The following is a 16,189-nucleotide window of genomic DNA, read 5'->3' as shown; positions in this document are numbered from 1 at the left end:
CCTTGTTGTGTTCGTTTAATTGTGTGGATATTGGCGAAAAATCAAACCCTTACTTATAGTTAGTCTTAGTGTCTAGTTGCTTATCAAACGCTAAGAGGTTTAGTTATTGTCTGATCTTTGTACCAAATCATGCATCGAATGTGGGTTAGTCAGCCAGTTCCGTGAATTAGCTCCGGGAAGTGAGGCATCGTGCCCTCGCTGTAAACATACTTTATGCAGTATTGGAGCGAGCAAAGGGCAGGGTGTGATGGCTTACGCATCGGCCAGTTTGATAACGCTGGTGATGAGCTTGATCTTCCCCTATATGTCTTTTAGCGTGCAAGGTATCAGTCAACAAATAACCCTGTATCAAGCTGTCGAAATGATGAATCGACTCGATAACACTTCGATTGCCGCGCTATTGTTTCTCGCTGTTATTTTCCTACCTGCTTATTTTCTTATAAGTGTGTTCTGGTTTTATGCATTAACAGAAAGGAAATCAAAGCACTCAAACGCACCAAGCCGTTTAGCTATCTTTGTATTAAAAACATTGAGCTGGGTTAAACCATGGTTGATGGTCGATGTATTTTTGATTGGTGTGCTTGTCAGTTTGATTAAAATTTCTGCTCTTGCCGATGTCTCGATGGGCATCTCTTTTTGGGCATTTGGCATCTACGCCATGTTAGTGGTTAAGACGATGTCATTAGTCGATTTTGATTGGATTTGGGATCAGTTAATACCACTAAAACCGTTGAATGGAACCGTCACTGGTAGCCTTTTTCAAAAACATGATCATTTGGTCTGCCATGTCTGTGGGCAAGTCCATCTCTATGATGACAATCTGACTCAATGTTCTCGTTGTCATGTTCATCTACATCGATTTAATCCAACTAAAAACCTTCAGATAGTGTGGGCGCTATTATTCACATCCATCATTTTCTATATCCCGGCAAACCTATACCCAATGATGTATACGTCTGCGTTCGGGACGAGTGAAGGCTCAACCATCATAGAGGGGGTAATCATATTGTGGGATATGGGCTCATACCCTGTAGCTATGGTTATTCTTCTTGCAAGTGTGTGTATCCCAATGGCCAAAATGGTCGCCCTGGCTTATTTGTATTGGAACGCTAAAAGGGTTGAGGGGCTTCCACCGCATGAGGCAAATCGTTTCCTCAAAATATATCGTATCACTGAGTTCATTGGCCGTTGGTCGATGATAGATATTTTCGTTGTCGCTATTTTGGTTGCGTTGGTTCAACTCGACGGGATCATGGCCATTTACCCTGGCCCAGCCGCGTTGTCTTTCGCGTCGGTCGTCATCTTCACTATGTTGTCAGCGATGATTTTCGATTCTCGAATTATATGGAAGTAATCTCCCCTAAGAGGTGTGGGACATATGGATAAACAAAACGTTTCAGATGCAGAAGTATCGATAAAGAGTGAGATTTCACCTGTTTGGATAGTGCCGATTATCGCAGTATTGGTTGGGTGTTGGATGTTGTTTCAGTACTTCAATAACCGTGGCCCGGAGATAACCCTGATCTTACCTGATGCCTCGGGCATTGAAGCGGGAAAAACAGCGATTAAGTCTAAAAATGTCCATGTCGGAACCATCACCGATGTGGCGCTAAGTGAAAACTATGAATACATCATAGCGAAAGCTCAGATAGATAAAAAAGCCTCTCGCATGATCAATACGGAAACTCAATTCTGGGTGGTTGAGCCCCATATTGGTACCGATGGTATTAGCGGGTTAGAAACCATTTTGTCGGGTTCGTATATCGAATTAAAGCCGGGTAAATCGAGTGAGTCTAAATTGAAGTTCGATGTGCTAGAAACGCCTCCGGTTGCAGGGCCAGACACCAAAGGAATGCGGGTGGTTGTTTCACACAACAAGGCGAATCAACTCAATGTTGGCGAGCCTGTGTTGCACCATGGTTTTGTTGTAGGTCGTGTTGAAAAAACGAGTTTCGATTATCAAAAGAAAGAAGGCAAATACCAACTGTTTATATTTGCGCCTTACGATGGGCTGATTTTCGAAAAGACTCAGTTCTGGTTATCTTCTGGAATTGATGTGAGGTTTGGTGCGAATGGCTTAGACGTTAACTTCGCATCGATAGAGAGCATATTGACTGGCGGTGTGAGTTTTGATGTCGCGGAGAGCATTAAACCGGGGCTACAAATCAAAGAAAACTTGCACGAGTACACGCTTTACGACAACTACGATGCGGTAGTACAAGGCAAATACACCACTTCAATTGACTACGTGTTGCTGTTCGAAGAATCGGTTCGAGGTCTAAAGAAAGGTGCACCTGTCGAATATCGTGGTGTCCGGATTGGTACGGTGGATACGGTGCCGCTTCAGATTCGTATGGATAAAGATGGCAAAGTATCGAATCGTATTCCAATCCTAATTAAACTAGAAATAGAGCGTGTTTCCGAAGTGTTTAAAGGATTGAACGAGGATAGCTTTGCCAAACGAGTCGATCTTCAAATGGGAGAGGGGCTCAGAGCGACTTTGAAGACGGGTAACTTGCTCACGGGCGCATTGTTTGTCGATATTAACTTCTATGAAGACGAAGACCCTTACGAGCCGAGAGAGTTTGATGGTTATCCTGTATTCCCCGTCGTGCCAGGTGGCTTCACCGAGACTCAGAAGCAGATCACTGATTTCCTAACCAAGATTAATGAGCTTCCGTTGGATGCGACTGTTGCTAACTTAAATGGCTCACTTGCCTCTTTAGACACTACCTTAAAGAGTATGGATGAATTACTGGACAGCGAAGGCGCAAAAGCGTTGCCTCAAGATCTGAGCGAAACCATGAAGCAACTTGAAGCGACCTTAGAAAGCTACGACGATGATTCCGACGCCTACAAGCAATTGATCAGTGCATCTGAAGAGTTAGAACATGTGCTTAATGAGCTTCGCCCGTTGATCAAAGTATTGAATGACAAACCGAATGCGTTGGTGTTTGGCAGCGATGTGGAAGAAGATCCGATTCCAGTTAAGGGAGTGGAATAATGAGAAAGCTATTTATATCACTGGTTATGTCGGTCGGGCTTTTAGGGTGCGCAACTCCCACTGATGGTACTAATGCGTATCTCTTGCCTGAAAGCACACTGGATAAGCCCGTCTTTAAGGTAAAAACGAGGGTAGAACTGCCTGATTACCTCGACACGATAGGCATCGCGTATCGAAAGTCTGAAAATGAATTGGTGTCTGCCCGTAAACACGTCTGGGCCGAGAATCTTGAGGGATTACTTGAAGAGCGGGTCAATACTTCTGATACATTAGGAGAGCCCGAAAGAGAGTTGACGATCATCTTTGAGCAGTTCAATGGTTCTTATACCGGAAACGCAGAAGTGAAAGGAACTTGGATATTGAGCGATCAAGGCTCAGAGCTAGCGCGTGCCGAATTCGAATCAAAGATACCTTTGAAACAAGCAGGTTATGAAGCGCTTGTTGAAGCCTTAGGTGAGGGGCTTGATGAGGTTTTGTCTGATATTCAGTCGCAGCTGCCTTAGTTTCTAGTTGTGTATCTGGTTAACGGATTCGCTACTATTGAGGAGTCCGTAGAGAATTACAAAGCCACCTATTGGTTGGTGGCTTTTTATATCCAATAACTTTTTATAATTAACCGTACTTATTAATGAACGATATAACATGCTTATTACTAAGTAATTCGATCTTGTCGATAGTTAGCACGCAGTAGCGATAGTTTTTGTTTTTGAATGTGATGTTCGACTTTTCCTCTGTTGGTTCAGAAAACTTATAGATTTCAAATCCGATATTCTTCATAAGGTCCAATGCACTGGGGTTTTTTATGATCATGGAATACTTTTTAATCTTAGTGTTTCTTGCAAGAAGCTTCATATCGGAAATTAGGTTCGCAATAGATTGTTCGCGCTTCTCAGAATGACCGCTAACCACAATGTAATTTAAGTTATGATTAGATTCTAAAGAACAGGCTTGCTTAATATGTAGGTTCTTATTCTGGTATTGGGCGAATATATCTTCGTTGAAGAAAAAACCTAGGCTATGACTAACAATATCGCCATTAACATTGACCATTTTTCTGCCATGCGCCTTTTTTTCACTGCAATAGAGAAACAGATCGATAGTATCAAGGGCTGAAGAATCCACCTTTGTATATTGTGAAATCAGCTTTATTCTATCTATTACTGCTTTGTCATTCTGATCTGTCATTAATGGCATGATCTGACAGTCGCAGCCTTCTTCTATCTCCCCTTTAGTGATAGACGATATTCGGCTTTGAAACGAAAAGAATCTCTCACGAAGGAAGTCTTCAAGTAGTGCACTGTCTTCGTTATCTTCTGAATCAAAGGATTTCAACGTTGTATACAAGTCCAGACCAAGGCAGTCCAATAACTTTAGGGCTTTGTAATTACTTGGCTTTACTTTGCTATTTTCCCATCGATTTATCGTTACGACATCTACAGAGCTGAATTCATCATCTAAGTGATTAGTGTATGCCGCAAAATCCTTTTGCGTTAACTTCAATTTCTTGCGCGCTTCGCGCAGTAATTGCGGAAATTTCATCATGGTAGAATATTCATCTTTGATTAGTGACATTACATTCCGATTAGTCAGATAGTCTATTTTGTCAATCGTTAATATACAGTAGCTATAATGTTTATTTTTGAATGTGATATTACATTTTTTAGCAGAAGGTTCTGAAAATTTGAATACTTCAAATCCCACGCCTTTCAAGAGTTTCATCATGTTGGGATCTTTTACTAAAACAGAGTATCTTTTTATATTTTCATTCTGAGAAAGTAACTGTATATCTGAAACTATATGCTCAATAACATGATGTTTTGTCTCTGAGTGTGAGCTTATATTAAAATAATTTATGCTTTTGCTTGAATTTAAAGAGCAAGCCATTCTTAGATCTAGCTCTTGAGTCTTTAAATTCTCGAATTGATGCTCTTCAAAGAAAAAGCCTACGTTGTGACTCACAATGTCGCCATCTGTATTGATGAGCTTGTGACCGTGTGCTTTTTTTTCACAGTAATAGAGATATAAATCAATTTGGTTCAGTGGCGAAATATCGACTTTTGTGAATTTAGAAAGTAGTTTGATTCTGTCGATAACGCTAGTGTCACAAGGCTCTGACATTAAAGGCTGTGACTTAAAGCTGCGACTGCCTTGTTGTTCATTCAGGCTTGATAGAGCTGAAATTCTACTTTGAAATGAACCATAGGATTCGTTTAAAAACAGTTCGATTAGTGTGTCTTTTTGTTCGGATTTAAAGCTCTTTATTGTCTCAAACAAATCTCCGCCAAGGTACTGTAAGATCTTGAGTGCTTTGTATGCACTAGGCTTTACCTTACTGTTTTCCCAGCGATTTATCGTTACGACGTCTACCGCATTAAACTCATCGTCTAGCTGATTTAAGTAGGTTGCAAACTCTGTTTGTGTAAATTGAAGTTCCTTTCTGAAGTTACGTAACAACTGTGAAAACTCACTCATTAAAACATTAACCTTCTGATAATTAACTCAATGTCTTGATTCTAATTTAGACATCAGACTCTCTATTTAACATCTTCAGTAATTTGTTTTTTACGGATGTTAATTGTTCGGATTATTTGAACTGTATGTTGCGCATGTCCCTATTAGGCTAAGTGCCAAATTGGTGACGTCAAATCTATGGCTTTTTGCCTAGACACTTGTCAATCTACTGTGAAGTGCGCGTTAATGTTCAGATACAATCTTGCCTTTTTCTTATTCATTCTATTGTTTCCATTTGCCTCCCATGCGGACACAACGGGTCTTGTTATGGATCTGTCTGTTGACAGTACGTCTTACGACAACGACCAGCAGGTGGCTTATACGCTTGTTTTAACGAATGAGTCGGATAAAGCTATCACTGAGTTGGACGTTAAAGATGAGCTGTTAAATATCTTAACGACAGATGACCAAGGGAATAATGTAAGTGCGTTCTCGCAAGTCTCGACTCAAGCGCAATCCTCCTTCCTTTCATCTCCAGGTGATTACAGTCGCTTCGGAAACTTAGATGCATCAGGTGTACGTATTGCGGCTGGTGGATCGGTGACCTATACCATGGTGGCTACCGTTTCTGGTGACGCAGCCGGTACGATCGATAACGTCGCAAGTGCGAGCACTGGATTGTTGGATGCTGTTGAATCAAATACAGAATCCATTCAGCGTGGTGTGTACCAACATGATGTTGTGGTGTCAATAGACAAGACAAACTACCAACTGAAGAATGAACTCACGTACTCGATCAAGGTGTCGAATACTGGCGATTCGGTGATTAGAACGCTTGATGTTCAAGATGCTATTTCAGATATCAAGGCATTCGACATCGATGGTGTTCTTCAACAGGCCTTCACTGACAACGTGAACTCTGCCGAGGTCCAAGGCGGCGAAAGTGATGCGGGTACCTATAGTTCTTCAGGAGACTTGTCAGTCGCTGATGCATCGATAGATATTGGCGGATCTATCACCTACACAATTCGAACGACTGTTGCCGACAAACTCGTCGGCGACATTGTTAATGACAACATAACCGCAGAAACGCGAGATGCGTTGGTCACTGGGGACGTAATTACCACGCCACCCACTGCGCCTAATATCACTCTGAAACACACCTTGAATCAATCGGATAACTACCTAGTTGATGATGAGTTCTCTTACACGGTTACCGTAGCCAACCAAGCAAATTCCGGTATTGCTTACCATTATTCTGTTCAGCAATTTCTTGCGGATCTTGAAACCGATCTAGGTAACGATGTCAGCAACGAAAAAAACGCAACTGACACGGTTGGTAACCCTTACGACTTTTGGACCAATGAAGTGACCTCGATTGGTTCTAATAGCCTTTCTGAACTCAATACGTCTGGAAAGGAGTCGAACAAGTCACTAGAAGACAAAGTGTCTATCTATCCCGGGGAGCAGATTGTTTATTCCGTTGTGGTGGACGTGAGCCCCGTGTCTATTGGTCAAATTCCCCAAGTTGTTGCCCGAGTGATTGATGCTGATGGCCTCGCGGATTCTGGCGATGCTTTGGCTAATATTCTTGATTCAAAAGACGTTCTGACGACGTCATCAAGTCAAATTACACGTAATAAGAACACCACTGATACTACTTATGTTCCGGGGATAGTCGGTGATAACGAAGTGGTCTATGACATTATTATTTCTAACAAGGACACAGAGTTTTTCGCTAACGATGTTGAAGTGATCGATAAGTTCGCTTGTATTGTGACAGAGCAAGCCGATGGCACCACCGCTTCTGCATTCTCTGAATGGAAGCTAGAAGTGGATGAGAGCAGCGGTGAGGGTTCTAACTATGGCTCATTTAATTATGGAGCTTGGACTACGAACGACATCAACCTAAAAGTCGATCTGGCACCTGAAGGTTTTGTTCATTACAAGTTAACAGCAAAAGTAGCAGATACCAGTGTGGGTCAAATTGTTGATGATGGTACTGATGCAGGTTTGTGCTTAGGAGATAACCTTGGTGAGGCTGGTTCAGGCGTGCAAATGCCAAATTCCAAGTTAAAAGTACAGAAGGAAGTAGATTCACGCTACTACTCTGCAGGTGGCGATCTTAATTATGAAATTACTGTAGAAAACAACGGTGATGGCTACGCGATCGATGTGCCAGTATACGATGACATTGCATCAATCATGACCAAATCAATCACGGATGAGCCGACCAAAGCGTATTTGAGCTGGGTTGTGACGGCGAAATCTTATGGTTCGGATGACTTAGTCTCAATAAACAGTGATCCCGGTTTTAGCGGTGAAATTTCAGGTAATCAGAGCAATAAGAACATTTTGGATGTGGAAGCGAAGCTAGCCCCATACGACAAAATCATCTACAGCATTGCAGCGGTGGTAAACCCGATTGCCGATGATGAGATTCGAAATGAAGTGACGGTAGACAGCGTGCTTTATTCCGACAGAGGTTCATACCCAAGAGACTATTACCTAGTCTTGGATAAGCGTGTCGATGGCAACAATGAACAAAACGCTTACACCGATACGACAAAGGAAGTCACTTATACAATCAGCGTTACCAACCCAGAAGGGAATGGTTTCGCGTCTAACATCAATATTAAAGATGAAATCAGCACGATAGAGGCTGAGTTACTGCATGAACCGGGTGAAACCAAGCCTGTGTTCTCATCGTGGACGATCAGTGCAGAAAGAGAAGCAGACTCTCCGTGGGTGAAAGCCGTAACCGACCCTGGATCGTTCTCGGATAATAATGATTTGGATGCCACCGCTCAGATCCCGTCAGGTGCGACGATTACCTATACCATTGTTGGGACACTCGATCGCAGTGTCGACAGCGAGATTCTTTGGGGAGCGTTCACCAATACCGCAACAGTGACGGGACCAGATACTAACCTATCGGATACCGTTCGCACCTACCCAAATGAACCTAATCTTGTTGTCGCTAAGACAGCTCGTAATACCGATTTTGTTGTAGGTGAGCGCGCTACGTTCGATATTTATATCTATAATCGTGGCATCGGCTACGCAAATGACGCAACGGTACAAGATAGCATTTCAGCACTTAATTTCTTTGATAGTTGGACTGTTGTTGGTTCAACCAACACTGATAAACCAGGTTCTCGCTACGGTGATATTGCTAACGACACTGACATCAATACCGACGTTGATATCACTCCTGGAGGGTGGGTTCATTACGAAGTGAGCGGCATTGTTAAGTCTGACTATGAAGAAGAACAAGTATCGAATCGTGTTGATGTTTACGATCCTATCACGGATCGTGACCACAGCTCTTCCGCTCAAATAGATAACTCACACAGTACTTATGACATCAATGTTTCACTAGCCAAAACGACCGATGTTGTTCGTTACACGCCGGGTGAAGATCTCACCTATACCATCGTTATTGGCAATAACAGCGACACTGATGAGACCGATCTTATCTTCATGGATCGCCTGAGTGAGATCACTACTACGCTAGCGAATGATAAAGATGGTGAAGTAGAAGATGTTCTTGAGCAAAACCCGTTTGACTATTGGTCTGTTGATACTGGTTCTGGTTTCGGCCCTCAAACGAGTGAAGATGTGGAGTTTCCAGTTTCAATTCCCGCGAAGAGCTTTGTCACGGTGCGTATTAAGGCGCATGTCAAAGACAATGCGGTATCTAACGGTGTCGCTGACAGAGACGGCGGCATAATCCGCAACGAAGCGGTGCTGATACATGATGATAATGCAGGTTGTACTGACGATTGTGAGTATGCCAAACGTGCCGTGGCTGAAAACCATCAGGTGCATAACAGTGGCGACGTAGTTCGTACAACCAATATTAACCGTTACTCCCCGGGCGATGAGCTGACTTATACCATCAAATACAACTCTCAAGATGGACACGGTTATCGAAATAACGTTGACGTCAACGAACTGATTAATGACATATCAGTGGAGCTACAAGATGGCAGTTCAGGTAATCCATTTTTCGATGATTCAGTTGGTTTAAACAAGTTTACGGTTGCGGTAGTTAAGAGTGACCCTGCAAACGCGGGTACGACCGATGGGACAAAAGACGGTGATGTTGCGAACGACACTGACATTGTGACCTCTATTGATATTGATGCTGGCGAAGACGTTACTTACACCGTAATCGGTACAGTAAGACCTGATGCGGTCGGCGATATTCATTATCGAGATACCGTCGTGATTCCCGATGACTACCATCTAGATTTTGATAAAACCACCGATGAAGTGGTGTACGAGCCCGCTCAAACCGTGACCTATCATTTAGTGATTGAGAATGACGGCAAAGGTAACGCTCACGATATTCCAATCGTTGATAACCTCAAAGATATTACAGTCGGTCTCGTAGATGGTACGACTGGATCTGCTTATTCAACGTGGACCATTACCTCTATCGCAACGGGCACTGATTCTGAATACGTGGATGCAGGTGCGGGTGCGGGCAAGGTTTATACATCAACAGACAGTAACTTAGATCTAGAAGCCGATATTCCAATGGGAGCCACGCTTGAATATCAAGTGGTCGCGACTATTAATGATAAAGCCAATGGTGATGTTGTTAACGTTCTAACCGTTGATGGCGACACGATATCTCATGATATTCGTCAAGAAGCTCGAAAAGTTGATTTTGAAAAGAACATTCTGGCGTATTACGACACGGATGAAAACGAACTGGTTGGCGCAACTAACTACATGCCAGGTGGTTATGTTGAGTATGAAATTTTAATTGAGAACATTGCGAGCGCCCACGTTGATGATATGAGCTTGCGTGATGACATCGACCAAATTAACACTCAATACTTTGATGGAACGCGTGGCCCTGCATTTGATAGCTGGACGATTGAAACATTCACTGATAGCTCAGGTATTTCCAACCCAGATGTTGATAACTCAATCCAAGACAATAAGCCGATTGATACTCACTTCGATATCTCGGCAGATAATTTTGGTCGCGCAATGTCATCAGCTTTTGTACGTTATGTTATCAAAGCCAAAATCAGCCCGAAAGCGGTAGGCTCTTTTACCAACAAAGCTTATATCGATGAAGATGATGGCAACCAGTTTATCGCTGTGTCTCCACCTACGTCGATGTCAGAACCTGAGATAACATTCTCGAAAAAGGCGTTTTATGATGCTGGGTTCTCTTCGCAAAAAACTGAATATTCTCAAGCCGCTGGTGAGAGTGAGGTTTACTACCGAGTTCAAATTAAGAACACGGGTAACGGCATTGAGTATGGCTCTCGCCTCGAAGATACTATTTCTGCAATCCAGACTCGCATTGCAGAAGATGCCTCGACTGCTGGCACTGACCCTGTCGGACAACCGTTCTTGGCTGGTTGGGAAGTTAGCCTAGATAAAACCGCAGCGACAGGTTCTATAACGGACGCCGTTGACTTTGTTTCTGGTAACAACATCGATATTGATAACGACATTGTTATCGCGCCTCAAGAAAGCCTAACGTTCACCATCCATGTTGTGATTCGTGAGGATGCGTTGGGTGATATTCAAAACAAAGCGAATTATGACGGTATGGTTCGCACTGCGACTCTAATGCCTCTTGGCAATAATATCAGCGTTGAAAAACGCGTGGTGTCGATTAATGGTAACCCGTTTAACGATGGAGATACTTATCTGCCGGGTGATGAAGTTGAGTATGAATTTGTGGTCACTAACCCTGAAAACGGTTGGGCAAATGACATTCAGATCAAAGACACGGTAAAGGATATTCAAGTTGAGGTTATTGGCGGAACAATGGAATCTGCCTTTGTTTCGGGCGATATCATTCACGAAGTCAGCAATGGTATTGATGCAAACGCCGATACTTATGTTCCTAGCTATAACCCAAACAGTAACCTGAATATTGAAACCGATATTGCCGCAGGTGAAGTGCTGACGTTCAACTTAACGGGTGTAATCCGTGATGACGCTTTAGGGACTATTGAAGCCAACCGAGTGACGGCAGAAAATGAGTCAGCAACATCAGAAACGATTCCACCACAAGCGGCTGAACTCGACTACTTCAAAACCTTGGTATACACCGATGGTGAATCGGCTGGCTGTTCAGTTCCTTCAAACGATGGCAGCAGCTGTACTTATGCACCACGTGGTGATGTTGAATATCAAGTCACGTTAGATAACACGGGCGATAGCATTGCCAATGATGTACGTGTTATCGATGCTATCCATACCATCAAAACGGAAGATGGCGATGATGCGTTCTCTGATTGGGCAACAGCGATTGCAGTTGAACCGGTAGGATCTTATGACGTACAGGGCGACTACAACGGAAGTGTCCCGTTGGATGTGACTGTCGATCTTCGCCCCGGCGAACGCATCGTGTTCGATGTTAAAGGCACGGTTTCAACATCGGCAACAGGTACCATTACTAACACAGCACAAGTGAACGGCGATGACACCAACGACATCGTACTTGACCCCGGTCGCTCGAATATCTTAATCGATAAGTGGACAGATACACCCACGTACGTACCGGGTGGAACGGTGAATTACTACATCGACATCACTAATGACGATGTGGATTCTGGCCTGTTCTCAATCCGCGACATCATCAGTGGCTTCGAAGTCGAAACGGTCGATGGTTCAATGCAAACCGCACTCACAGAGTGGAGTGTCGATTACGATGTTTTATACAACTCTGCACCATCTGATCCTAACGCGAATGATTTCTCAGAGTTAGACAAGCTCGTTGAGCAAAGCAGCCCAGACATCGATTTACCTGCAGAGTCAGTCAAGATGGCAGGGCGTGATGATGCGGGCACTGGCGGCGGTGACAAGTACACGGTTGTTCGAATCCATGTTGAAGGCAAGGTTCGTGATGACGCGATTGGTCGCTTTACCAATACTGCATATCTGCGACATGGCTTGGACGATTCGAAAATAGCTCGCTTAAGAGAGGGGTACATCACGCCTCAACCGGGACAGTTGGTGTTAACCAAAGAAACCACCCCGATTGCCGAACCTGATGCTAAGTACCAACCGGGTCAACCTATCTCCTACAAGATCACTGTGGCTAACACAGGTAAAGGTTACCTTGTGGATCAAGTCCTGACGGATCGTATCGATACCATCATGACAGAAGTGGCGAACAGCCCAGATCAAGAACAAGCCCTTACTGGCAACTGGATCATCAGCGATGAACAGATTGATGGTAGTGGTGACCCAGCATTGAATGCTCGCAAAGATGTGTCTAATACCAATCAAGGTTACAGCGCCACTTACAGTATTCACCCCGGCGATAGCTATTCGTTTGTTGTCACCAATACCGTGAATGACAAAGCCAAAGGCGAGATCACAAACGTTGTTAAAGTGGCTGGCGATGATGGTGAATACACCGCAGACGCGACCTACATTCCAGAAGACGCACAAGTAGAGATCACGAAAGACGTCGATAAAGCGGAATACCTTCCGGGAGAAACACTTCAGTACACCGTGACCGTTAAAAATAACGGCTTAGGTTGGGCAGAAGATGTTGTGATTGAAGATGCGTTGAAATCGGTTGAAACCACGATTGCTGGTGGTGAGATGAATCAAGCCTTTGATCCTGCTTCAATCCAAATTTCAGCGGTATCGACGACGGGTGAAATGCCAGTACCAGACGCAACCAGTGGTGAAGACCTCAAGGAGACGCTCGATATCGCACCGGAAGACAGTATTGTTTTTACGATTCAAATAGCGACGAATACGCTTGCGACTGGTGATATCACTAATGCGGCATCAGCGACCTTTGATGGCACAACTTTAAATGACTCGGCAACCAGCACACCAGTGTTGGCGACGGTTTCGGTCAAGAAGACGGTTGATACGCCATCTTATGAAGTAACCAAACTGATTAACTACGACATCACCGTAACCAACAGTTCTGAGGCGTTTGCATCTAGCGTTCAGCTGCAAGACATAATCAGTGACATTGAAGTGGATACCACAGCAGACAAAAAAGAATCGGCATTCCTAATGTGGGAAGTGAGTTTTGAAACTTCAGATGACCGCACGGTTGTGAATCCGAAGACTTTTGACCTGAGTGAAGATATCGACGTCAATATGGATGTTGCGCCACAAAGTGCGGTGACATTCCACGTTAAGGCGTTGATTCGCACCACGGCGATTGGCGATATCAGTAATACGGCAACCATCACTTACAACGGCACACCACAAGACTCGACGGTAATCATGACGCCGAAAGACTCGGAGTTTGTTGCGACGAAAACCAACGTACAAACCGAGTATGAACCGGGTGGCGAGCTGGAATTCTTGATCACTATTGAAAACACCTCAAACAACTACATCAGTGACCTAAGCGTTGTCGATGATATGAGTGCCATTGAGGTGAGCTATTACGATGGTACCACTGGGCCTGCTTTTGTTGACGGAACCACTTCTTTGGTTGTTGACTCAACCACGGTCGGGACTACGACCGAGCAAGTTAGCCCGATTGAATACAGTGTGGATATTGCTCCGCACGGTACGGTTGTATTCCGCTCAAAAGGTACCGTAGTCGATACTGCGACTGGGCGTATCATCAATACAGCGCAAGTCGACGGCGGCGATGTGGTTAGCCCTCCGGTTCAAACTGTTGCCGCGGTTGTTCAAGCCGATCTCTTTACAGACGCACCTTATTACGTGCCGGGCGACCAAGTCGAGTATCACTTAGTGGTACAAAACATTGGTCGTGGCATCGCTAAAGATGTCGCGCTTTACACCCAGTTCTCTGAGTCAATGGGTGATTACATCGACGGTTCTCGCAGCAATGCTTTTGATGGTTGGACACTTACCGCTAAATCGGAAGGGGCTGAAACGCAACCGGGTACGTTTGATCATGACAAAGACTTATTCACTTTGGTCGATATCGCGCCGGGCGGCAAGATTGATTACACCTTCACCCTGACAGTTAACGAAGACATGCTGACCAACATCGATGTGCTTGGCTACTACCTTGATTTAACCGGTAGCCCAACGATGCGTGCTCGTTCTAAAGGCATGTTGGCATCAGAAACCTCGATGCAGGCAGTCGCCGATCAAGTATCAGCTCTCGATTTACCGCCAGTGGGTGCAGATCTGGTTGTCGAAAAGCGTTCAGACAAACCTGAATACACTGAAGATGACGACAGTGTCACTTATTACCTAGCCGTGACCAACAATGGTCTAGGTAATGCAGCGAACGTGCGACTAACTGATAAGATCAGCGAACTGCAAAATAGCGTTGGCAATAAAGTGTTTACTGATTGGACGATTGAAGGTGTTGAAGTCGATGATACAGGCGCGGTTATTCAGCGTCATAGCTTCCCGTCGAGTAAAGACCTAGACACTACCGTTAACCTGAAGTCCCAAAAGCGAAATGCCTATGCGTTTGAAGTGGTCGGTACACTAGGTAAAGGTTTGGATGACGACATTACCAATACCTTTACGGCGACCGAATCTGACGGCACCGAAACCAGCGACAGCGTAACCACTCACATCAAGAAGATTCCAGATAACTCTGGGGAATTGGAACTGACCAAGTCTGCGTTGCAAGATACCGCGCAAGTCGGTGATGCGGTTGAGTACGAGATCATCGTTGAGAACAACAATGAATCTTACTTTAAGAACGTGGGGGTAGAAGATCGTTATCCGGGGGGCTTGAAGTATATCGTGGACACATCAGAAATCGTGTTGAGCGGTATTGATGGTGAGTTTGGTACGGAAGACGATCAGGTTCTTTCTCAAGAGCCATCAGACACTGGCAAGCTTATGTTCACTTCGTTGAACTTTGATCCGGGCGAGAAGCTACGTATTCGATACTTATTGCGTGTATCGGTAGGTGCCACCTTTGGTGACTACATCAACACCGCAGTCGCGAAAGTGGATGGCTCGGCTGTTTCCAATGAAGACACCGCTAAAGTGACCGTAGAGCCGGACAAAGTGTTCGATACCTCATCAATCATCGGTAAAGTTTTTGAAGATCACAACAAGGATGGATTCCAAGCTGATGCAACCGCTTTTGATGTTGAGTTAACTGCGAACCTAGCAACGCAAGGCTACATTGTCGACTCGACACACATCATCCGTGATGGTCAAGACGTTGCTGTTCAAGATGGTGCGATAACCACTGGGCTTGAGCAGGGCTTGGATCTTGGCGATCTTTGGGGGCATTCAGTAAACCGAACACTGCCAGAAACCAGCAAAGTGGTGATTCAATTTAAGACTCGCACACAGCAGAGCTTTGATTTCTATGTCACAACCGATTCGGGCTCTCGTATTGAGTTCGACACAAAAGGTCAGATTCAGTTCAAGCATGAATCAGATAAGAAGAAGGGACTGAGCGCGGAAAACCTCAACGTAACCAGAAACCTATATCGCGATGGCGAGGATTACCTGTGGGAAATCGTTATCGAGAACAAAGGTATTTACGAAGATGGTATTCCGGGCGTTAAGTTGATGACGGTTGAGGGAATCGTTATTTACACAGACCAGTACGGTCGTTACCACGTGCCCGACCAATGGGTACTCAATAAGAAAGGTAAGAACTTCCTAGTGAAGTTGGACACTGATTCGTTATCCACCTCTATGGAAGTGGTGAGCGAAAACCCGAAAGTGTTGCGAATTACCCCGAACAAGCTCACCAAGTTCAACTTTAGCGTTCATCGCAAAGATCAACAAAGTGAACAGAAGTAAGCCATTGGAACCGTA

General features: G+C 44.4%; 5 protein-coding genes. 4 read left to right on the top strand and 1 reads right to left on the bottom strand.

The features are described from left to right. The first annotated feature begins 106 nt into the window (after positions 1 to 106). From OCV36_RS10010 to OCV36_RS10000, 3 genes are read left to right on the top strand one after another with little or no spacing between them, the layout of a single operon-like run. Positions 107 to 1,354 (top strand): paraquat-inducible protein A, encoded by a 1,248-nt coding sequence (locus OCV36_RS10010; RefSeq protein WP_135456525.1) that lies wholly within the window; start codon positions 107 to 109, stop codon positions 1,352 to 1,354. A 24-nt stretch (positions 1,355 to 1,378) separates the two neighbouring features. After that, positions 1,379 to 3,004, top strand: coding sequence for an intermembrane transport protein PqiB (gene pqiB / locus OCV36_RS10005; RefSeq protein ID WP_135456524.1), 1,626 nt, complete (start codon positions 1,379 to 1,381; stop codon positions 3,002 to 3,004). Beyond that, positions 3,004 to 3,507: a PqiC family protein gene (locus OCV36_RS10000; protein WP_135456522.1), complete on the top strand. Its 504-nt coding sequence runs from the start codon at positions 3,004 to 3,006 to the stop codon at positions 3,505 to 3,507. Before pqiB ends, OCV36_RS10000 begins: the two co-directional genes overlap by 1 nt. A 109-nt stretch (positions 3,508 to 3,616) precedes the next feature. Here the strand turns inward: OCV36_RS10000 and OCV36_RS09995 are convergent, their stop codons facing one another. Next, entirely contained in the window at positions 3,617 to 5,476 is a 1,860-nt protein-coding gene (locus tag OCV36_RS09995) for a helix-turn-helix domain-containing protein (protein WP_135456520.1), read from the bottom strand. Between the two features lie 306 nt (positions 5,477 to 5,782). Here OCV36_RS09995 and OCV36_RS09990 point away from each other — a divergent pair, with 306 nt between their 5' ends. Beyond that, positions 5,783 to 16,174 carry a DUF11 domain-containing protein gene (locus OCV36_RS09990; protein WP_135456704.1) on the top strand — a complete coding sequence of 3,464 codons (10,392 nt, stop codon included), beginning with the start codon at positions 5,783 to 5,785 and terminating at the stop codon, positions 16,172 to 16,174. Positions 16,175 to 16,189 lie beyond the last annotated feature (15 nt).

The organism is Vibrio echinoideorum (assembly GCF_024347455.1).
Classification (GTDB): Bacteria; Pseudomonadota; Gammaproteobacteria; order Enterobacterales; family Vibrionaceae; genus Vibrio; species Vibrio echinoideorum.
Note: the sequence above shows the minus strand (reverse complement) of the source record. Positions and strands in the feature narration are given on the sequence as shown.